The sequence below is a fragment of the Candidatus Kuenenia sp. genome, assembly GCF_027493735.1.
In the GTDB taxonomy this organism is placed as follows: Bacteria; Planctomycetota; Brocadiia; order Brocadiales; family Brocadiaceae; genus Kuenenia; species Kuenenia stuttgartiensis_A.
Genome location: NZ_JAOSKF010000007.1, coordinates 73,540 through 94,619 on the forward strand (window position 1 = coordinate 73,540; position 21,080 = coordinate 94,619).

At 37.1% G+C, this 21,080-nt stretch carries 19 protein-coding genes and 1 pseudogene; 12 read left to right on the forward strand and 8 right to left on the reverse strand.

Features of this window, described 5'->3' with window-relative positions; genetic code table 11:
- The first annotated feature begins 4 nt into the window (after nt 1–4).
- Entirely contained in the window at nt 5–691 is a 687-nt protein-coding gene (locus M5U24_RS05945) for a GGDEF domain-containing protein (protein ID WP_157775528.1), read from the forward strand.
- A 26-nt stretch (nt 692–717) separates the two neighbouring features.
- Here M5U24_RS05945 and M5U24_RS05950 read toward each other — a convergent pair whose 3' ends face one another.
- The 8 genes and pseudogenes from M5U24_RS05950 to panC form a co-directional block, all read right to left on the reverse strand.
- Nucleotides 718–1,329: a transposase gene (locus M5U24_RS05950; RefSeq protein ID WP_298201832.1), complete on the reverse strand. Its 612-nt coding sequence runs from the start codon at nt 1,327–1,329 to the stop codon at nt 718–720.
- Nucleotides 1,330–1,349: 20 nt separating this feature from the next.
- A pseudogene (locus M5U24_RS05955) lies at nt 1,350–1,808 on the reverse strand (transposase); the annotation flags it as partial.
- A 386-nt stretch (nt 1,809–2,194) separates the two neighbouring features.
- The gene (locus M5U24_RS05960; RefSeq protein WP_099323494.1) at nt 2,195–3,325 is read right to left on the reverse strand and encodes a glycosyltransferase family 9 protein; all 1,131 of its coding nucleotides are present in this window, start codon (nt 3,323–3,325) and stop codon (nt 2,195–2,197) included.
- A 58-nt stretch (nt 3,326–3,383) separates the two neighbouring features.
- Nucleotides 3,384–4,370, reverse strand: coding sequence for a site-specific DNA-methyltransferase (locus tag M5U24_RS05965; RefSeq protein WP_099323493.1), 987 nt, complete (start codon nt 4,368–4,370; stop codon nt 3,384–3,386).
- A 99-nt stretch (nt 4,371–4,469) separates the two neighbouring features.
- Complete coding sequence (locus M5U24_RS05970; RefSeq protein ID WP_298201835.1) at nt 4,470–6,044, reverse strand: DUF262 domain-containing HNH endonuclease family protein; 1,575 nt, start codon at nt 6,042–6,044, stop codon at nt 4,470–4,472.
- On the reverse strand, nt 6,041–7,015 hold the full coding sequence (locus tag M5U24_RS05975) for a DpnII family type II restriction endonuclease (protein WP_157775522.1): 975 nt from the start codon (nt 7,013–7,015) through the stop codon (nt 6,041–6,043). The genes M5U24_RS05970 and M5U24_RS05975 overlap by 4 nt, the downstream gene beginning before the upstream one ends.
- 13 nt (nt 7,016–7,028) lie before the next feature.
- A complete protein-coding gene (locus M5U24_RS05980; RefSeq protein WP_099323491.1) occupies nt 7,029–8,273 on the reverse strand; it encodes a DNA methyltransferase in 1,245 nt (414 codons plus the stop codon).
- 62 nt (nt 8,274–8,335) lie between these two features.
- On the reverse strand, nt 8,336–9,208 hold the full coding sequence (panC, locus tag M5U24_RS05985) for a pantoate--beta-alanine ligase (protein WP_099323490.1): 873 nt from the start codon (nt 9,206–9,208) through the stop codon (nt 8,336–8,338).
- A gap of 1,795 nt (nt 9,209–11,003) precedes the next feature.
- Here panC and M5U24_RS05990 point away from each other — a divergent pair.
- The 11 genes from M5U24_RS05990 to M5U24_RS06040 all read left to right on the forward strand — a co-directional run bounded on the left by M5U24_RS05990 (nt 11,004) and on the right by M5U24_RS06040 (nt 20,942).
- Nucleotides 11,004–11,732, forward strand: a complete 729-nt coding sequence (locus tag M5U24_RS05990; protein ID WP_298201837.1) for a DnaA/Hda family protein — start codon at nt 11,004–11,006, stop codon at nt 11,730–11,732.
- On the forward strand, nt 11,690–11,965 hold the full coding sequence (locus M5U24_RS05995; RefSeq protein WP_298201839.1) for a DnaA/Hda family protein: 276 nt from the start codon (nt 11,690–11,692) through the stop codon (nt 11,963–11,965). The genes M5U24_RS05990 and M5U24_RS05995 overlap by 43 nt, the downstream gene beginning before the upstream one ends.
- On the forward strand, nt 11,962–12,354 hold the full coding sequence (locus M5U24_RS06000; RefSeq protein ID WP_298201844.1) for a helix-turn-helix domain-containing protein: 393 nt from the start codon (nt 11,962–11,964) through the stop codon (nt 12,352–12,354). Before M5U24_RS05995 ends, M5U24_RS06000 begins: the two co-directional genes overlap by 4 nt.
- Nucleotides 12,355–12,438: 84 nt before the next feature.
- The gene (locus M5U24_RS06005) at nt 12,439–13,506 is read left to right on the forward strand and encodes a Xaa-Pro peptidase family protein (protein WP_099326583.1); all 1,068 of its coding nucleotides are present in this window, start codon (nt 12,439–12,441) and stop codon (nt 13,504–13,506) included.
- A 219-nt stretch (nt 13,507–13,725) separates the two neighbouring features.
- On the forward strand, nt 13,726–14,196 hold the full coding sequence (gene accB / locus M5U24_RS06010; RefSeq protein WP_099326584.1) for an acetyl-CoA carboxylase biotin carboxyl carrier protein: 471 nt from the start codon (nt 13,726–13,728) through the stop codon (nt 14,194–14,196).
- Nucleotides 14,197–14,237: 41 nt separating this feature from the next.
- The gene (accC, locus tag M5U24_RS06015) at nt 14,238–15,584 is read left to right on the forward strand and encodes an acetyl-CoA carboxylase biotin carboxylase subunit (protein WP_099326585.1); all 1,347 of its coding nucleotides are present in this window, start codon (nt 14,238–14,240) and stop codon (nt 15,582–15,584) included.
- A gap of 418 nt (nt 15,585–16,002) precedes the next feature.
- Nucleotides 16,003–16,713, forward strand: a complete 711-nt coding sequence (locus M5U24_RS06020; protein ID WP_099326586.1) for a multiheme c-type cytochrome — start codon at nt 16,003–16,005, stop codon at nt 16,711–16,713.
- A 79-nt stretch (nt 16,714–16,792) separates the two neighbouring features.
- Nucleotides 16,793–17,836, forward strand: a complete 1,044-nt coding sequence (locus tag M5U24_RS06025) for a hypothetical protein (RefSeq protein ID WP_099326587.1) — start codon at nt 16,793–16,795, stop codon at nt 17,834–17,836.
- 70 nt (nt 17,837–17,906) lie between these two features.
- Nucleotides 17,907–18,665: a hypothetical protein gene (locus tag M5U24_RS06030; RefSeq protein WP_298201842.1), complete on the forward strand. Its 759-nt coding sequence runs from the start codon at nt 17,907–17,909 to the stop codon at nt 18,663–18,665.
- A gap of 82 nt (nt 18,666–18,747) precedes the next feature.
- Nucleotides 18,748–20,139, forward strand: coding sequence for a sigma-54 dependent transcriptional regulator (locus M5U24_RS06035; RefSeq protein WP_164995043.1), 1,392 nt, complete (start codon nt 18,748–18,750; stop codon nt 20,137–20,139).
- Nucleotides 20,140–20,396: 257 nt separating this feature from the next.
- A complete protein-coding gene (locus tag M5U24_RS06040) occupies nt 20,397–20,942 on the forward strand; it encodes a hypothetical protein (protein WP_099326590.1) in 546 nt (181 codons plus the stop codon).
- Nucleotides 20,943–21,080: the final 138 nt, after the last annotated feature.

The following is a 21,080-nucleotide window of genomic DNA, read 5'->3' on the forward strand; positions in this document are numbered from 1 at the left end:
TAATATGGAAAAACCTAAACCGGTAGAAGATATATTACTGGAAGCAAACGCGGCCCTTAGTGTTATAAACCTGACATATGACCAGATGAACAGGGAGCATGTTGCTACAAAAATACAACTGCAGAAATTAGCCAGAGAATTAGAAACAAAAAACAAAAGTCTCCAAAATCTTGCGAATATCGATGGATTGACGGAGGTGTATAACCATCGTTTTCTGCAAGCATTTATTGAAAAAGAAATCAACAGATCGAAACGAAAACAGACTAATTTCCGCCTGGTATTGATAGACGTGGATAATTTTAAAAGTTTTAATGGCTTATATGGACATCAAACAGGCGACTTCATTTTAAAGGAACTGTGCAAACTGCTGACGTTATGTTTGCGGGAATATGATATCCTTGCCCGCTATGGAGGCGAAGAGTTTGCCATAGTTTTAGCTGATACAAAAGTGGACGCAGCCGTTATTGTTGCCGAAAGGATGCGTGAAAAAGTAGCGAAACATACATTCATAATAAATAACATGAAATATAATGTTACGGCAAGTTTTGGCATCGCTGAAATTGCGCCACACGTTGATACATTAAAACGAAGCGATCTCACAGACAACGCAGACAAGACATTGTTAGAATCAAAGAAAAAAGGGAAAAACAGGGTTACCGTCTGGAGACAAAAGAAAAAGTGGTTCAGATAATAATAATAGCATTACTTTGTTAAAAATTAAGCGGCGATTTTTTTCTTAAATCGAGCGGATTTAATTTTAAAATATTCTTGTGAGAGTTTTTCGTTCTTTGATAAAGCGTTTGTTGATGAGAATTCAAGCAGGGAATTGATTGCTTTTTTGAATTCATTAAAGGTAGAAGGTTTTGTTTCTATGATTTTATCCAGATAAGCGTTTTGTTTTATCCAGTAAACGAATGTCCATGAGATCAGACAAATATTCCAATATCGCTCAATCTTGTCAATGTGCCTTACCTGATAATGATCGAAATAAAAAGTATCCTTCAATTCCTTGAAACAGTGTTCAATACCCCAACGCAACAGATAGTTTGTGATAACCGTTTTTACAGAGGCGTCGAGTTGATTGGTGATAAGGACATGATATTTTTTATCATCTTCCTTGTTCCATTTTCCCAAAATTACCACAAACTTCAACGGGACATTGCAACCATTCAGTTTGGCGTCAAACGTGTAGGTTTTATAGGAAACTTCACTTCCATCCGCGGATTTTAAAGTAACATACTTGGTTTTGTCGGCATAATGCTTTTTGATGAGGGTCACGAGCTCATCTGGTTTGATTATGCAATATTTTTGTTTTTCCGGATGGTACATGGAGATATTTCTGTTTGATTTTATTTCTGAAAAAAGTGTTTCTTTTTTGCGTGAATATGTTCGAGAAACCGTTGAGAGGCATACCATGTGTCGAAGGCAATAGCTGAAAAATCAAAGACGTTAGAAGCAGCATCAAACATATCCATTGCTATTTGTATTTTGTCTTTAAATTTGGGATCATTTTTCCCTTCCCCGAACTCATCGGCAGGAAGGTAGGGAATAACATCCAGGGGAAAATGTTTTGTTTTTGAGACAAATGCCGCGCCAACAACAACATTGCAGGTTTCCGGCCTTTTAAGCGGACCGCAATATTGCCATTTGGCTGCCTCTGTATTTTTAGCATAGGGCTTTGGACATCCGGTATCATCTATGGTAAGGATGCTGTCTTTTGTCAATGCCGTGGTTCTTTGTTTTTGGATAATGTCCATTCTTTTCTGCTTTAATGCGGGTAAATCCCATTTGGATTCAGAAAAAAAGTATTGAAATTTTTGTAAACCCTAATGAACGGCTTGCGCCATGGCCTCCAGTGAATTTCTTTTATAGTCTTTAAACATTGCGTAGACAACAAGTAGAAACATTGCAAATTGTTTTTTAGTAAAACACGATGCAAAATGTTCAAGAAATTTATTTAATAACGGTATGTTTGTTCTGAAAATACTCAAATCCTTTGCTCCGGTAATTGATTGTGTAAAAAATTTACAAGTGCAATTAATACCGGAAGTAACGAGCAAAATCAAGAGTAAATATTTGTCGCAAAGCATTGCTAAGTCATAAGTTGTGGCCGACTCGACTTACGACTTAAAAATATTTTTTCAGACGCTTTCTTTAACAAAGTAATGTAATAGTAGGAGCAGATGCTTCGTCCCTACACGGCTATGGCATGATTCGCCAAAACCTCACGGCATGCATGAAACACATCGTTAGCGCTTATCTTTTTCATGCATATCATGTTATCGCAGTTTCCTTTGTAACAAGGAGAGCACTCAACATGGGCGACCAGCGATTTCCCTCTGCCATAAAGGTCGATTTCCTGATAACAGGTAGAGCCAAAGAATGTGACAGTGCATTTTCTTAATGCAATAGATAAGTGCAGGGCAAGGGTATCTCCGGTAACGATGAGATGACATTGATTGATCAATCCCATAAATTCTTTCAGGTTGTGATGGCAACCGCTGTCAATAACGTTCGATGTGGTTCCGGAGGCGATTTCCTGATTTCTTTCCACTTCTTCAGGCCCGCCTAAAAGTAATATTTGAGCATCTAGGTCATTTTGCAATTTGTCTGCGAGTTCAACAAAACTTTGGATTTCCCATCGTTTTGTGGCGAATCTTTTTCCAGCTCCGGTGTTCAGGCCGATAAGTAATTTCCCAGGATCAATATTAAAATTGCTTAAATAATTTCTGGCGTACATATTATATTTATCGGGGAGAGTGATAATATACTCTCCGTAGTTTTCAATAAACCCGAGTGCTTCAAATATAAGTTGCTGGTAGGTCTTTGTGTTTTGCCGGAACTTTAGTTCGTCAGAAACACCCAATCGCAGCAAATGATTTGCTTCCTTGTTCAAGGAATAAATGTGTCCTGTACCGGAGAGGGCGAAACCAAGTTTGACGTCGGCCTTGACCATTGCAGCAAGGCTGGTGGCAGTCGCATCTTTGTCAAGACATATCAGTAAATCAAATATTTCAACTTGTAGACGCAGGGTATTTTCAAGAGTAACGAATAATAAACGATCGATAAAGGGATTATCTTCCAGCACAGGCAGTGAGGAACCATCTGTTATCCATGTAATATGAGATGATGGATATTTTTCTTTCAAAACAGGAAGAATCGGCGTAGTTCTTAATACATCACCGATGGCCGCTAATTTTATAATCAAAATCCTTTTCCCCATTGAGGCGTATTTTGCACAGCTTGAATCAATGGGACAATCAAGTTTAAACCTGCATGGTTTCTCGGAGGCAAAAAAACGGCAATCAAAATCTTTTGACATCATAATAATTTTCTTAATAATATGAATAATCTAAATTTGTACATAATCTAATAAACAGAGTCTATCGTAAAAACAGCTTTTCTCTTTTTGTCATAATTTTATATCTCTTATTCAACTTATTTTTACTTTTTGAACTAATTTCCTTTGTTCTTATAAATTTAATTACTGTACTATCAATCTCATTACGGGGTTCCGGTATAAAGTAATTTTGAGAGAGTTCTTCCCAATCTTTGTCCCTGATTGTTGTTAAGCCATCTAAAAACCAGCTTACCCAGATATTTCCAATTTTTGAGTTTGGATTTTCTCTTAATAATTTAAACTGCGCATTTTTAATATATTTTTCATCTATATCAAAACCAATATAACTCCTTCCTATGCGCTTTGCAGCTACTACTGTTGTCCCGGTTCCAACGAAAGGGTCGAGAACAATATCGCCCTCGTCAGTTGACATCAAAATAATCCGTTCTAATAAATGAATTGGAAGTTGGCATGGATGTTCGTCTCTATATTTATTGTGCTTTATTCTATGAATATCTGTCCAAACATCAGAAATAAGTGGCCCAAAAGGATGAAGTCCGGCTTTTTTCCCACCGTAATCCTTTAGCAAATATTTACATTTTCTGCAACGTTTATGCGGATAGCGGATTTCGTAAAACTTGTTTTGCTTTGCATCCTTTGCATAATACAGAATCCCATAGTGAGATGGTTGAAGTGTTTTTCCCATAGGACCTGATGAAGCATCCCACGAAATCCAATGTTTGAAGTCTGTTAATTTATTAAGAAAAGCCGCGTAATATGTTAGCCATTTTGGGATATTATGCACAAAAATTGAGCCAGTAGGTTTTGTAACCCGTACCATTTCACTAATCCATTTTTCACACCAGTTCAGATAATCTTGAAATTCAAGGCTATCTTTGTAACCATTATATTTCTTTTTTAGGTTAAATGGTGGATCAGCAAAAGCAATGTCAATATAGTTGTCTGGAATTTCTTTTAATAAGTCAAGGCAATCACCTTGCGTTACTTTATTTAGATATTTTTCAATCATTTTAATCCAATCTAAGATTCCAAGTTTTCACAGCAATTTCTGCAAGAAAAGCTTGTCTGTTTATTATGGTATCTTTATTCCATTCTGTGAAATTCTTTTCTATTTCATTCGTAATTTTAATTTCGGACTTTTTATAATTTTCTTTCTTCTTCTTAAAAGATTCATTTTTTTGGTTGCTATTATCTTTTTACTCATAACCGTAAGATTTCCCAATCTATTTGAATATTCATCCACTTCTTCAGAAGTAAAGTTCGGCCATTCACCTTGTTTTGGTTTCTTTGGTAAAATATGTTCCAAGTCAACAACGTTTGGGTCGCTATTTACTATGCACTCTGGATTGCCATTTCCTTTATATTGATTTTCAATAGCTCTCAAATAATACCTCGCAAATTTTTCTTTGCTCAAAGTAATTGTCAATAATCTTTCTTTGAATTCTGAGTCGGAAGGAATAACCTTTAATTTATCACGGAATTCTTTAGCAGTTTTGATTGTATTATTGTATATGTTTTTAGCTTTTTCTGCGTATTCACTTTCTAGGGTTCCACCTCTTAAAGAACCAGTAATTAAATTTCTTACAACCCAACTAACAATTAATTTCAAAGATTTCTCCACTTCTTTTTTGTCATCAAATCTTTTTAAAATTGATAACACTAATGGTTTATATGGTTCCAATTCTAAGTAATTAAGGGTTTCAATATAGTTTTTGCTATGCTCAGTGTGCTCTTTCCAATAATTATCTTTGTGATTGTTTATTGCTATATACAATTTAGTATCATCGTTAAGCTCTTTGACAAAATCTCTGACATCCGTTGGTGATTTCTTTGAATCGCTAATTGATTTATACAGTTGTTTATTTTCCGGTCTTGTCAGTCCATTTCTTGACGACCAAAAATGTTTAATATAAATAAGTATTGAGGATTCTCCCAGCGCGTCTTCAATTTTAGCAGTCATTTCTATCCACATAAATTGAACTTCATCAAAGTAATCACCTGCTCTGCTAAAAAGATAATTTTTAAGTAAGTCGGTTTGCGCCAAAACTAACCCTCTGTCATTTAATGTTTCAAAGAGTGTAAAAGCATTTGATTCGCCTGGAACTATAATGGATACAACTTTCAGTTTATCCAAAATAAAATCTTTCCAATTGTGCACTTGAGTTTCTGACAATGCAGATAAAGTTTTTACTTTTTTTGTCGATTCATCCTTTGCTGTAACTATTCTAAAATGCGAGCCTTTTGTTGGCTTTTCATCTATATTATCTACAATATATTTTTGAAAAAATGTTCTGTCTTGATTCCCTAGTTTTAGCTTGGCAACATTTTCTTCGTTCCTAGTGTCATAATTGCTAATAAAATCAGTTTGAATAGAATTGGCGGATTGTGATTTGCCATTATTGAAAAAATAATTTCTTATAGCTGACAAAAAAATAGCTATTGTAGTAATTCTTTGTTGTCCATCAACTATTTCTAATTCTTTGGAGCCTTCTTTCTGTGATAAAACTACAGTTCCCAAAAAATATTCACTCTCATTATTGTCAATGGCTTTTGACAAATCCGAAAACAATGATTTAATGTGCTCGTCTTCCCACTTGTAAGCTCTTTGATAATTTGGCACACTAAATTGATGTTCCTTTATTAAAGCACCAATACCTTTTATTTGAAAATCTATTTTACTCATTTCCCAAATGTTTCCTCTATAAGTTTCTCAAATCTTGCCAATTCATCTTTATGAAAAGTAAAGACATCTTCATATGCTGCTACCATTCTTTTTAAATCACCCTTGCGAACATACCAACCAATTCCATCTATAAATCCTATAAACTTTGCTTGTGGATAATGTTCCTTGATAAGCAAATCAATTGATATTTCCGTTTTGGATTTATCGCCTTGTCCAGAAGATGTTGTGACTAAAAATGAACTCTCAACTATGATTCTTGGATTTTTTTTGCTGGGTATAATAAAATCCATTGTTCTTTTAGTTGAATGGGCGTTTTCAATAAGTTCGCTCAAATCACCTTTTTCAAAAAGAATATTTAAATTGTTCAATAAAGTTTCTATTAAAGTTTCTGGATTCTTTTCCTTCATACCGGAATACGATCCTTTCTCTTTATATCTGATCAGTGTATCTATCATTGAAGGAACATCAAATTTTAATTTTGAAATACTGAGTTTTTTTAACTCAAAAAGAGGAATGGTATTTGACAAAAACGGGATGGTTGACCCTTCAAAGAAGATATTGACGATTCCTTTTCGGAAATATTCATTTGTGGTAAGCATTTTTTGAATTTTTTCATCTGACCATTCTTTGATTGTTTCTACAGGTTCATTTTCACACCACTTATCTTTAGAGACAAGCCTTGAGAGTTCAGGATTATTAACCACGCGGATAACTGTTGTTAATCGTTTCAGGTATTCATTTGAGAAACCCGTTAAGGCAAGTAGCGCCCTCAAACCATTTTCTTTCTCACCAATAAGACGCTCAAACTGAACCTTTTTCAGGCCTTCGTTTTCTATTTCATTTTTCAACACAAGCAGTGTTTCTTTGATGGAGTTTAAATAACTTTCATATTTTTCTTCAAAAATGGGATTAAAAAAATAAAAGGTGTTCTTTTTAATAACAATTTGGCATTTTTCATCAACTGATTTCATAAGGTATTGTGGTTTAAATAGTTTTCTCAAAAAATAAGATATATTCGTCTTTCATTGTATTGCGCATACCCTTGATAGGTTTCAAAACACTTTTAACTAAATTTAACCTAAATTTTTTACAAGATTCGATAATTTTATTTTCCAACCGAATACCTCCAGTTTGGTTCGTATTCGAGCCTATAATCATTATGAAAAATTTCCCCTTTTTTAATACACGGGAAATTTCAGCACAAACGCTTTCCATATCACGAAAATAGTTATCCAAACGCGCAGTTTTATTTTTTCCAATTAGCCCAATCATTTTTGATTTAAGTGTGTCTGTATCACATCCCAAATAATTTAACTGAACCTCATCGTTTTTTACATAATCTATGGCAAATGAATATGGTGGCGAAGTAATAACTCCATCAATAGAACCATCATTCAATTCCAGTTTTAAAGCACTTGAATTATTTAAAACGTTTACTAATCCAATTTCGTCTTTTTTGTAAAAGGGGTTGCATGAAAAATCGAACAATGTTTTTATATATCGATGTAATACTCTTTCGAATAACTGTTCGTGACTGGATTTAGAAACCCTCATCGAATAACCCATAGCATCTAAAAAGGCAAGTAAAGCTAAATTATATATCTTTAATTTATCCGCATCTTTTATTTTTTTTAATTGAACTGAAATATCTTTAACACTAAAAAAATCAAATATTTTTTTTACTTGCGGAAAAAGTCCATTCAATAAATCGACATTAATTGTCAATGCCTCAAATTTTGTCTTTGTCATAAATTGGCAAAATGGACTCTGGTCAACCGCATAAGAATTAATTCCCATTAAAGCTGCTTCGATATTAGCGGTTCCACTTCCACACATTGGATCAAGAATAAATTCGCCTTTTTTAATGCCAAGAATATTTATCAACCCTTTAATTAATTGAGGATGAAATTTACCACGATAAGGAAAAAGTCCATGAGTTGCATAACCAGTTGAAAACTGGCCATTTTCGAAATAACTTTTTGTTTGTACAGATCGATCTTCAGAAAGCGCCGATGATTGCACCGAATAAAGTTGAAAATGTTTAGTTAAGCGTCCATTCACAGATTGAAAAAAGGCGCTTCGCTCTATTAATTCGTCTTTACTCAAAAGATTATATTCTAAATTGGCTAATTCCAGTTCAAACAATTCATCAACAGAAGGCAGCAGTTTAACATCACTACCAAATAAAGTATTAGAGATTTCAGGTATCTGATAAAACAACTTATTCACAAATCACCAACCATTATAAAAGCCAATTAGCCAATAAAACTAGTGCTGAGCTTGTCAAAGCATCAGGCCAAAGTAATTAAACAAACAATCAAAACCATCAGAATTATGTTATCAATCAGGCGTGTCTTACCAATCATGACTGCCAGGGCGACAACGTTTCCATTTCTCACTTCCGTCACTGCCTCAAGTGTTTCGGGATTGACTATTGAAAGATAATCTATCCGGGCTGATTTACAATTATTAATAACCTTTTCCATTTCCAATTTAATTTCTCCGGCATTATTTTCGCCTGCATTCACCATATCCTTTGCCTTTATCAGCGCCTGATACAAACACCGTGCGTCTTTCTTTTCTGTCTCGCTGAGATAGGCATTTCGTGAACTTAGCGCCAATTCTTCCTTGTCCCGCACTGTTGGAAGTACTTTTATATTGACATCTAAATTTAAATCGGCAGCCATTCTACTGATAACAACTGTTTGTTGGAAGTCTTTTTGACCGAAGTAGGCACTGTCGGGTTGTATGAGATTAAATAATTTCAGGACAACAGTGGCAACGCCTCTGAAATGTCCGGGACGCGATTTACCGCACAGTTTGTCCTCTAAATGCTCTGGAACAACTGTTGTACAGAATCCGTCAGGATACATTTCCGACGCTTTTGGGTTAAACACAACATTCACACCCTCTTTTGAAAGGAGCTCGCAATCAGTGTCAAACATCCGTGGGTATTGAGCAAAATCTTCATTTTTCCCGAACTGTATGGGATTGATGAAAATACTCACAACCACGGTATCATTTTCCGTCCTTGCCTGTCTTATCAGACTCAAATGGCCTTCATGTAAAGCGCCCATTGTAGGTACAAAACCAATGAGCAAATTATTTTTCTTTGCCGCTTTTACTATCGACCTGATTTCGTCTAAAGAGCTTGTTATCTGCAATAATATTCACCTGTGAATTGTTAAAGGGAGGTTGTATGGGGTATTTATTCTTAAGCAGGCATAGCTAGAACCAAATATGCACGAAATACAAAATAAGCAAAACAAAAGGCGGAACCAGAGATTGCACAGATTAAAAAATTAAATATTCGGATTCCAGCATTAAATATTTTGTCAAAAAGCACGCACTGACGAATGGAAGTGTGCAAAGAAATTACTGATAAGGTACTGATAAGATAAAAAACAAATCGACGTTAATTGTTTTTGCAGGTCGGTTTTTTTTAATATTGCGGGTTATTTGGAGAAAAAAAGCAACAAAGGCAGCATGAATTCTTTATACAAAGACCTGCAAACTAGTTATAGGTGTGAAAAGTCTAGCAAAGATCAAATACAAGTGCAAGTGTCATTATTCATTATGACGTATTGTAACGATACGGGGAAACAAACTCATTTTAGCAGCAATGAGTAATGAATGTGTATATCGGTCGTCATGTCGCAAGTGCGACACCCTAAAACGATGAAAATGTTTAATTTTTAGACAGTCGACGGTATTTTCGAGCCAGTCATCATGTTGCGTTAGCAACACCTGGAAACGATCAAATTTGTTTTATAACCATATCATGTTGTAGTATCTGTACTTAAACTATTTTTTGTAGTCTTACTTCCGAGTCGGAAATGTTTGGCATTTTTGTTTCTGTACCGGTTCAAATGTATAGGGCCATCCAAAAGGTATCAGCTTGTCATTGTAAGGGGCCTCTCCGCTTGTCATTGCGAGGGTCTTTTCCGAAGCAATCAGTATACTACGAGTATTTCGTGACGTAAGAAACGCCATATCGCGGGAGAAGCAAATTAAGGGTGGCTCAAGGGCTAAAAAAATAGAATAATTAATGGAATGAATACAGGATGGAAGGATCTCTATGACGGTTTATGAGATTGTTTCGGAAAAGACCCTCGCAATGACAAGCGGAGAGGTCCCTTACAATGTCAAGCTGATACCTTGTAATGACAAGCATGTGGTATTGGTATGATGGATAGAGCATCGGATTTCTAATCCACTTCCGCTTGTAATGATAAAATAAATCACCAGCCATTAGTCATCATGTTGCATTTACAACACCCAGAAACGATGAAAATGGTTTTATAGCCATATCATATTGCGGTACCTGTGCTTGAGCTATTTTTTGTAATCTTATTTTCGAGTTAGGAGAAAAAGAATAAAAAGGCAAATGGAAGAGTAAAACATTTAAACTTATTTACAAAACAATGCACATGCAATAAACACATTTGGAGAGGTAATTGTATGAGAGATAATAAGGGGTGTATTGTCTTACAAATAAGGTATTAACGAGAAGAAACCATACAAAGGGTGAGGAAAGCTACTGACATATTATCCACAATCAATTTCCCGGTTTGAGAGGGTAGAGAACAGGAACTGTGCGCAGGATAATTTGATGAGCGACTTTGGGGGGTAAATGTATATCGCGAAGGCAAAGCAGCGGTAATATGATGTACTGATACGACTTATGGAACCTCAAATACAACGGCGGTAAAAAAATGTGGCGGGGAGGTGAGAGAAAAAAAATTATTTTCATCTTTTTGAAGAAGCGGCCGATTTTTTTAACTATGTGATACCTGCAAGGGTTGCATTCGTTTCAGTGGTATGCCAAAAATTTTGGGTAAAAAAAGCACCGGTTTTTTTTTGACACATAAAAACTCTTTTGATACTATCTCAATCCTTCGCGTACGATTGCGTATTCACAATCCAACCAAAACAAGCAACAAGAAATTAGGAATCACAATGGAACCTTGTTCAAAAATATGGGATGATATTCTTGAGAATGTCAGAGAGAAATTAGGCCCATTACGATTCAATCTGTGGTTCAAAAATACCCGTCTTGAGTCAATAGGTGATGCTTACGCAAGCATTGCCGTTCCTAACGTATTTACCCAGATGTGGCTGCAGGAGAATTTTTCCGGTTTGTTGAAAGAGGACATAGGGCGGTTTCTGAAGAGGAGCGACCTTGATGTACGGTTTATACTGGACAACAAGCAGGAGAAAGAGATCGTATTGCCGGAAAAGCCTGATGTTGTTGATGAGAAGGGTGCGTATACTGGGAGGAAAGCACTGGGGTTAAACAAGGGTTTGTTGCTGGAGGATTTTGTGATAGGCCCCAATAACCGGCTTGCATATACGGCGGCCCTTGAAATGATAAAGGAGGAGTATCCGCCCTTTAATCCCCTTTTTATTCATGGGAATGTAGGGGTGGGGAAGACACATCTGCTTGTGGGGATATGGAATCGGGTCAGGAAAGAGCAGACGGTGAATGCGGTGTATATGTCTGCGGAGAAGTGGACGAATGAGTTTATCTATGCATTGCAGAAAGGGAAGATGGAGTCATTTAGGCAGAGATACAGGAATGTGGACGTATTTCTGATAGATGACGTTCATTTTTATCCAACAAGCAGGGAGTGCAGGAGGAGTTTTTGCATACGTTTAATGCGTTGTATGATTCGTCAAAGAGGATAATATTTGCGAGCGATGCCCATCCGAAGCAGATAAGCCAGTTGAAGGAGAATTTGGCGAGCCGGTTTATGTCGGGTATGGTGGCGCGCATAGAGAGGCCGGAGTATGCGACGAGGTTGTTGATATTAAGGACGAAGGCATCGAAGTACGATGTGTATTTTCCGGAGGAGGCGCTGGAGTATATTGCGGAGAATTTTGATGATAGTGTAAGAGAGGTGGAGAGAGCGCCTTGGTGACGTTGACGGCGCATGCCAGGTTTAATGACAGAAAGATAGACATTGCGTTTGTCAAAGATGTGTTGAAGGAGTTCTTTTACGGCGACGACAAGGTAGTAAAGGTGGAGGAGATAGAGGGTGCGGTGTTGCGGCATTTTAACATAAGCCGCAGTGACCTTCATTCGAGCCGGAAGGCGAAGACGGTATCGTTTCCGCGTCAGATATGCATGTATTTAATAAAAAATCAGTTGGATTGGTCGTATCAGCAAATAGGGAATTATTTTGGCAACAAGAAACATACGACAGTGATATTTGCGATAAAAAAAATAAACGAAGAATTGAAAAAAGATGACCAGTTTAAATCGTTCCTCGATATACTTATGGAAAAAATTAAAAAAAGTCGTAAATAGACCCTGAGAATGGCGCATGATGTCGAATTAAAAAACAGTGTTAAGCACATTAAAGATGTAATTATTCCTGTAAATTAGATATTTATGAGTTTAGGCGAGATAAAGAAAAAATTAGAAGAAGACGGCGTGGATGGGTTTTTAGTCACGAATGAGATAAATATCAGATACATTACGAATTTTAAAGGTTCTGATAGTGCTCTTTTAATAACACCGGGAAGCGACTATTTATTCACTGATTCCAGGTATATAGAACAAGCACACCAGGATAATCCGGAAATAAAAATAGTAGAAAGAAAGATATCATTGACAAATTCGATATGTGGAAAGATTAAACAACTTAAAATAAAAAAACTTCTCGTCGAGTCTTTATATATTTCAGTAGACCAGTTTAATGAGATTAAACAAAGAATAAATAACATTTGTATGCTTACGGTAAAAGGAATAGTAGAGAATTATAGAAAGCAGAAAACAAAGGATGAATTAGAAAAAATACAGAAGGCTATAGGGATAGCGGAAAAAGCATATACAAATGTTCAAAGCAAAATAAAATATGGCATTACTGAAAAAGATATAGCGGATATTTTAGAATATGAATTGAGGAAACAGGGCGCGGAAAAAAGTTCATTTGATATCATATGTGCCGTTGGTAAACATGCATCAAAGCCGCACGCACGCCCTTCAACAACCATGATTCAAAGAGGGGATACCGTTTTAATTGATTGGGGAGCAAGATTTCAGGATTATAATTCTGACTTGACAAGACTTAAGACCATGGATAGAATATCCCCGAAATTCCGAAGGATATATCAAATAGTGCTTGATGCACAATACCTTGCAATTGGAAGCATAAGGCCTGGCGTAATAGCAAAGAAAATAGATGCCGTTGCAAGGGGTTATATTGAGAAAAAAGGATTTGGAAAGTATTTTGGTCACGGTTTGGGTCACGGAGTAGGGCTAGAAGTTCATGAAGCGCCATTTATTAATAGGAAAAGCAATGAAATATTAAAAGAAGGCATGGTTTTTACTGTAGAGCCAGGCATCTATATTCCCCAATGGGGAGGTGTTAGAATAGAAGATTTGGTATTGGTTACCTCGACGGGATGTGAGGTGTTGAGTAAACTGCCTAAAAAGTTATCGGATATTGACGAATGATTTAACGTGTTCATTGCGGAAATTCTGCAAGACCCTTTTTAACAATAGCCTATATTTATTATAGAAAAGCTATTCATTCAGTAGCCCATCGTTTAATCAATCCTTTATCTCTTCACGTAAGCCCGAAATTTATTTTTTACACATGAAACAATTCGTAATAAGAGATGCTATTTTCGCTTTACTATTTGATAATTACTAAATTTTATATAGGGAAAAATAATGGACATTATAGAGAAAGTAAAGCAATTGATAAAAATTATGGATGAGAGCGAGTTGTCTGAGCTCGAAATTCAAGAGGAAGCGACAAAAATAAAAATAAAAAAGGGGATCTCCGGGTATTCACAAACTATTTCTCACCAGACAATTCCACCATTATATCCGGCGCAAGCCCAACAGATAGAACAGCCATTCGCAATTTCCCGGGAAAATGAAAGCTCTTCTGAGATTTATTCGCCCATGGTGGGAACATTTTACCGTTCTACTGCTCCAGGCGAGAGTCCTTGTGTTGGAATTGGTGATTTCGTAAATGAAGAAACCGTTGTTTGTATCATAGAAGCAATGAAAATTATGAATGAAGTAAAAGCGGAAATGGTAGGTGAAATTATTGAAATATATGTACAAGATGGGGAGGCCGTTGAGTATGGGCAACCGCTCTTTCGCGTCCGACAGACAAAGAAAGCGACGATATAAGTGGACTCGAATCATTTCAAATAATTAAGGAAGAAGGAAATATGTTTTCCCGGATAATGGTTGCAAATAGAGGTGAAATTGCTTTGAGAATCATTAGGGCATGCCGCGAAATGGGGATAGAGACTGTCGCTGTTTGCTCAAAATCGGATGCAAATGCCACTTATTTAAAGCTAGCCGATATCGTAGTGTGTATTGGACCTGCTGATGCGGAAGGTAGTTATTTAAATATTCCGAGCATCATCAGCGCTGCAGAGATCACGGATATAGAAGCAATCCATCCTGGGTATGGTTTTTTATCGGAAGTGAGTCATTTTGCGGAAGTTTGTGAATCGTCAAATATCGTATTTATTGGCCCGAAATCTGATGCATTGAGGAAGCTTGGCAATAAGACTGAAGCAAGGAAAATTGCAATAGAAAACAAGGTCCCTGTTGTTCCCGGAAGTTTGTCTGTAATAAAAAGTCAGCAGGAAGCGTTAAGCGTTGCACATGAAATAGGTTTTCCCGTAATCATTAAAGCTTCTTTAGGGGGCGGTGGACGGGGAATGCGGGTAGCTCATAATGATATAAGCCTCATTAATTCATTGACTATTGCCCAAAGAGAGGCTAAGGCTGCATTCAAGGATTCGTCTATTTATATAGAAAAATATATTGAAGATGCACGTCACATTGAGGTGCAAATAGTTGGAGATAATTACGGGAATATTATACATTTGGGCGAAAGGGACTGCACCATGCAGCGAAGACACCAAAAACTAATCGAAGAGTCCCCTGCACCATACATTACCGATCGGGCGCGGGAAGATATTTGTAAGGCTGCCATAAAAATGGCAAAATCCATTAATTATACAAATGCCGGAACTGTTGAATTTTTATTAGATAAGGAAAATAATTATTATTTCATAGAGGTGAATACACGTTTGCAGGTAGAACATCCGGTTACGGAAATGGTGACGGGAATAGATTTAGTGAAATTACAAATAAAGATTGCCAGTGGAGAGAGATTAAATATTAAACAGAAAAAAATTCGCAGTCAGGGGGTTGCTATAGAATGCAGGATCAATGCAGAAGATCCTTATAATGATTTTCGGCCGCAACCGGGGAAGATCACAAATTATCATCCTCCAGGAGGGAGAGGGGTTAGGGTGGATTCTCACATTCACTCCGGCTATGAAATCCCGCCGTACTATGATTCATTAATCGCTAAGTTGATTGTACATCAAAACACACGTGAGGAAGCAATTGCCTGTATGCGTAGGGCATTGAGTGAATACGTTATCGAAGGAGTGAAAACTACCATTCCGTTACAATTGGATTTAATAACACATCCTCAATTTGCAAATGGGAATATAAATACAAATTTTGTCGATAATCTTATGGCAAAAACTTAAATGGTAATTTTATTGATTTGGAAAACAATTTTTAGTTGACACAATAAAAAAACCATGCTAGTGTATGCATCTACGTCCGATTATTCATTTCAAAAATTGCGATATGATGGCTTACTAAGCATAAGGGGTGTAATTATTTGAGATAAGGCTTGGAAATGTTTTTCAGCAAGCACCGCAATTCTATGCATCATTAAACTTCATATATACTTAGTTTCTCGATCTAATTCTTCATAAGTGGTAAAATTAATGGGTTTGGCAGATGTACTAAAGATAAATTATCATTAAAAAGGTTTGTGGTGATGCTATACGAGTATCGATTGTTGTGATTGGGTTAAGTTTTATTGTTTTAGGAGTTTCATATTTTTTAAGATTTTAATAGTTTAAGGTTATTTTTTGATTATGTGAAAGGAGCATTTAGATGTTAAGAGGAAGAGTTTACAAGTCATTATTTGGTGGTTTGGTAATTTCATTTTGTTCTATTTCATTTGCAGTATCTGCGAAAGCAGCTGAGCCTAAATTTGTTAGTAATGCCGGCTGTAAGTGTCACATGTCTAAGGGATGTTATGAAGGGGAAGAATACAAAGAGAGATTGCATTCAAATACTTGGGAAAAAAGGTTGCAGGGGACAGCGGACGAAGATAATCCTGAATGTTTGAAGTGTCATGCAACGGCTGTGGGAGCGAAAATTAAGAAAAAATTTGGGGATAAAAAATATTTGCCAAATGTGCAGTGTGAGGCGTGCCACGGTGCCGGAGAAGAATATGAAAAGGTGAAGAAAAACTATCAGGGAAAGGGAAAGGACGCCTTTAAAGAATTGTTAAAGAAAGACCCTCTTCTTGCAAGAAAAGCACAATATGACGCCGGCTTGATTGTTGCGGGCATAAATGGACCTGCTACGGTGAAAGAACAATGTCTGCAATGCCACTGGGAGAGCGCTGATGCTAAGAACAAGTGTCCTAAAACAGATAAAGTGATGGATTATAAAGAATATTTTAAGAAGGATGACCACCGCGACGAAGATGATATTGACCTTGTAATTAAGAAGCTCTCTGATGCAGATAAGAAGAAATGGGCGGACATCTTGCCTAAAGACGATATGCTTTATTTGCCCTATAAGAAAAAACATTGATGGGTTTTGAGTTGTTACTTGAGTTATTATATCCCGATGGGTACCCCCAGTGTGGGAAAGGGACAGGAAGAGAAAGATTATGAAATTAAAACAATTACTACGATTTATTAGACCGGGGTGTTTTTTCTTTATTGCTCTTGTTTCTGTAATAGGATTATGTTCTCGGGCCGCAGTACTGATTGCGGCCGAGAACGAAACATGTTATGGTTGTCATGCAGATCCGGAAAAAATAGAAAAGACCGAGAAGGCTAGGATTGACCCGGTTACGGGTGAAATTGAAGTTGTTTCTTTGATGATTGATAGGGAGGTTTTTGATAAAACGGCACATGGTGGAACAGACTTTTCCTGTACAGATTGCCATGCTTCATTGGAAGAGGCCGAAGATGATGACATTGCGGAAAATGGGCACAAACCTAATCTTACGCCTGTTGACTGTATAACATTTTGTCATGACGACCCTGCTGCGGAATATTATGAAAGTAAGCATGTTAAGTTGATGAAGGAGAATGATAAGGACGTACCTACGTGCAAGCATTGTCATGGAGGGGTTACTTATCATTTTTCTATATACGGAGAAAAAGCCCCGATGAATGTTCTTAGGGAAACTGACCCGCTACACAGAAAGTTGACAATAGATACATGTGGTTCTTGTCATGAAGAGCATCTTGCCAGCTATAGGAATAACGCACATGGTCAGGTTACTGCGCTTGGACATACCGCAACGGATGTGCCTGTATGCTTTGATTGTCATGGAAAACACACTATTCTCAACTCGTCAGAACCTGAGTCTATGGTTGGACAAGACAACATAATTAAAACATGCGGTAGTTGTCACGCAAATGCAAATGCAAGCTTCGTGAAACATGTTGAACATCCTCAGATAAAAAATTTAAATTATTACAAGACCTTGCTTGCTGCAGCAAAAAATTATCGCAAAGATCCTGAAGCGTTGAAGAAAGTAGTTAAAAATCCCCAAACAATCCTATGTATTGTGTTTGTGGCGTATATTGGTATTCTAGCTTTAACATTTACCAAGTTTGGGCTCCATTCATTGTTAGGCTGGTTTGCTACAGTTCGTGACGAGTTTAGGAGAAAGGGGCATTCCGATGAAGAGCAACACTAATTATTTAAGATTTACGCTGTTTCATAGATTCTGTCATTTTTTAACGATTATTAGTTTTTTTGGGCTAGTCTTGACTGGCTTACCACTCGCCTTTAGCGGTTATGATTGGGGGAGGTGGTTGTACGAGTTGTTTGGCGGATATCCTACGGCAGGATATATTCACAGGGTCAGCGCCTTAATCACTTTCTTTGCTGGTTTTTTACATTTCGCGTGGCTGTTTTTCAATGTATCTATTAAAAAGAAGAAAGGTTTTTTTTGGGGACCTAATTCAATGCTTTTGCAACCAAGAGATCTTTTTGATGTAATAGCAGACATCAAATGGTTTATTGGTATTGGCAAAAGGCCGAATTTTGATAGATGGATTTATTGGGAAAAGTTTGAATATCTCTCTTTGATGTGGGGAACTATTGTTATGGCCGCTACCGGCTTAATTCTTTGGTTTCCTGTTCAGTTTACAAAAATTATTCCCGTTTCGGTTGCCAGCATCTTCGATATCCCCGGTATTGCGTTGATTATCCATCGATATGAAGCAATACTGGCGGCTGTTTTTATTTTCACAATTCATTTCATTCACACGCACTTACTGCCTGAAAAAATGCCAGTAGATGAATCGATATTTACAGGGAGAATAACGGAGGCTGAGTTTAAACATGAGCGCCTTGGTGAATATGAAAGGCTAAAAAATCAAAGACAGTTGGATAGTTTTAAGGTAGCGCCTCCATCTCTTTTCGCAAAATTTTTATCAAGGCTGATTGCTGTACCACTTTTGATCACTGGGTTAATATTGGTGAGTCTGATGGTCTCTGCGCTTGTTGTTTGGGCGCTATAGTAGATAAAAATTTTGTAGCAGGCGGATGCTATACTGTTAAGTCCGAATCAATTAAATGCTTGATATATTTCAAGGTGGAATAATGACTTACAGGGTATTAATAGCTGATGATGAAGAACGCATGCGACGCGTGCTAACGATGATATTCGAGGAGATGAAAGATGTTAAAGTTGTTGCGGGAAACAGCTTTGAGGATGTCCTCCGCTATTTAGATAAAGAGAGGTTTCACCTTTTAATTACAGACCTAAAGGTTCCTGGCAGTAATAGTATCGATTTTATCAGGGCGGTGAAAAATAAGGTAGCGGATATCCCAATCATCGTGTTGACCGCTTATGGTTCTGTTGGTTTTGCCATTGACATTATGAAGGAAGGCGTCTTTGATTATCTGGTTGCGCCTTTCGATAACGATATTTTAGAATTGGCGGTAAAAAGAGCTTTAAAAGTAAGCTCATTGACTATTGAAAATAAAAACCTACGCAAGGCGTTAGAGTTGCAATATAACTTTGGGAATATTATCGGCAACTCTCCAAGTGTTGTTGAAACATTGCGGCTGGTAGGCGAAGTTACAAGAACCGACTCCACCGTTCTGGTCACTGGTGAAAGTGGTACAGGTAAAGAGCTGGTGTCAAGAGCGATACATTACAACAGCGATAGAAAGTGTGGTCCCTTTGTGGCGCTTAATTGTGCTGCAATTCCTGAGAATTTACTAGAAAGTGAATTGTTTGGCTACGAAAAAGGGGCATTTACAGGAGCTGAAAAGACTAAGAAGGGACGATTTGAGTTAGCCGCTGGCGGGACTTTTTTTTTGGATGAAATTTCCGAGATGTCTGCGGCAGTACAGGCAAAAGTTCTTAGAATAATTGAATCGAAAGAGCTGGAACGGCTTGGTGGTACGGATACGATAAAGGTTGATGTCCGGATTATATGTGCAACAAATAGAGACCTTGTACAGATGGTAAAAGAGGGAAAGTTTCGGGATGATCTCTATTACCGCATCAGCGTCTTTCCAATAATGCTGCCCGCTTTAAGGGAGAGAAGTGGGGATATTATCCCGCTGAGCAAACATTTTGTTAATCATTTTTCAGCAAAAATGGGCAAGACTCCGATTGTATTAAGTTCTGAAGTTGAAAAGATATTAATAAAGCACAAATGGGAAGGTAACATAAGAGAATTGCAAAACATTATTGAACGCGCAGTAATTTTGTGTAAAAACGGCGTTATAAGAACAGAGCATCTTCCTACTTCTATTGTGCATGGTTACACCCCTCCGGAATTAAATGAAAACATTTCACAAAATAATTCCGTTAATTTTGACATACCACCTAATGGCCTGTCGCTTGACGATCTGGAAAAACAATTAGTTGCGAAAGCATTAGAAAGAAGCAAAAACAACATCACAAAAGCCGCAAAACTTTTGGGATTAACACGAGGGACATTCCGCTATCGGTTGCAGAAATATGGAATATCAAATTAGCAAGACATTGCGCATTTAACATCAAAGTATGTCAAATTTGCAATAATAAGCTATGTAAAATGGCTGATAACTGCCGTTAAAAATGACTTGTGTTAAGAGCATCAAAGTGTCTGTGTGTACAAGTAATTGTTTCTTCATATATTATGGACAATGTACAAATTGTTCAGTTGTTGGTATGAATTGTGCTTAGTTCTTTTGTCGTGCAAATTTTAAATCAGTAGTTTTTTATAAAATTAAGGAGAGGGGGTGAAAGTGAAATGAAGAAAGGTATTATAGTTTTGCTGGGTATTTTTAGTATGTTATTTGCCGTAGTACATTCTAGTTATGCTTTGTGGGACAAGCCTTGTGGTAAGAGGCAGATTATGGAGGTTTACTACTGTAAGGATTGCAAAGAGGTCCGAGAGTTTGATGAATGTTCTGAGATTGGTTACATATGGGATTTCAAGGCACACAAAGACGCTGGTGATAAAAAACATACTAGTCTTCCTTCAGCATGGGGATGTCAGAAAATTGCTTATAGCTGTATAAACACTGCCTGTGAAGCATATGGCAAATGCATACCGCATCCTGGCATTTGCGAAATATGTATGGATGATATTACCAGCACTAAGGTATGGTCAAGAGTAACATTTAAATGCCCTAAATGTGGTACAGAATATGAAGAACCCGGCAAAAATTTTAAGGTGAAGGAAGGCTTACACCCTGCACAGTTGCAAACAGGTGGAGAATGTGAAGCTTGTGGCGGCGTTGAACTTGAAATCGTATGCGAGAAGTCCGGTACATGCCCACATGTTGAAAGATAATTCAGTAATAGATTTTATGATCATTTTTATGTGGTGATTAGGAGGAAAATGAATAAGATGATACGAAAGGGAATGATAGGAGCGGTGATGCTTGGAGCTGCGGTAGCGATAAGTGGCGGAGTAGCGACTGCGGGGTAT

Bases quoted from the DNA above. Each gene is read 5' to 3' on its own strand.
- M5U24_RS05970 (WP_298201835.1), bottom strand. From the start codon at position 6,044: ATGAGTAAAATAGATTTTCAAATAAAAGGTATTGGTGCTTTAATAAAG.
- M5U24_RS05950 (WP_298201832.1), bottom strand. From the start codon at position 1,329: ATGTACCATCCGGAAAAACAAAAATATTGCATAATCAAACCAGATGAG.
- M5U24_RS05960 (WP_099323494.1), bottom strand. From the start codon at position 3,325: ATGATGTCAAAAGATTTTGATTGCCGTTTTTTTGCCTCCGAGAAACCA.
- M5U24_RS06005 (WP_099326583.1), top strand. From the start codon at position 12,439: ATGAGTTTAGGCGAGATAAAGAAAAAATTAGAAGAAGACGGCGTGGAT.
- M5U24_RS06040 (WP_099326590.1), top strand. From the start codon at position 20,397: ATGAAGAAAGGTATTATAGTTTTGCTGGGTATTTTTAGTATGTTATTT.
- accC (WP_099326585.1), top strand. From the start codon at position 14,238: ATGTTTTCCCGGATAATGGTTGCAAATAGAGGTGAAATTGCTTTGAGA.
- accB (WP_099326584.1), top strand. From the start codon at position 13,726: ATGGACATTATAGAGAAAGTAAAGCAATTGATAAAAATTATGGATGAG.
- M5U24_RS05965 (WP_099323493.1), bottom strand. From the start codon at position 4,370: ATGATTGAAAAATATCTAAATAAAGTAACGCAAGGTGATTGCCTTGAC.
- M5U24_RS05990 (WP_298201837.1), top strand. From the start codon at position 11,004: ATGGAACCTTGTTCAAAAATATGGGATGATATTCTTGAGAATGTCAGA.
- M5U24_RS06025 (WP_099326587.1), top strand. From the start codon at position 16,793: ATGAAATTAAAACAATTACTACGATTTATTAGACCGGGGTGTTTTTTC.
- M5U24_RS06020 (WP_099326586.1), top strand. From the start codon at position 16,003: ATGTTAAGAGGAAGAGTTTACAAGTCATTATTTGGTGGTTTGGTAATT.
- M5U24_RS06035 (WP_164995043.1), top strand. From the start codon at position 18,748: ATGACTTACAGGGTATTAATAGCTGATGATGAAGAACGCATGCGACGC.
- M5U24_RS05975 (WP_157775522.1), bottom strand. From the start codon at position 7,015: ATGAAATCAGTTGATGAAAAATGCCAAATTGTTATTAAAAAGAACACC.
- M5U24_RS05945 (WP_157775528.1), top strand. From the start codon at position 5: ATGGAAAAACCTAAACCGGTAGAAGATATATTACTGGAAGCAAACGCG.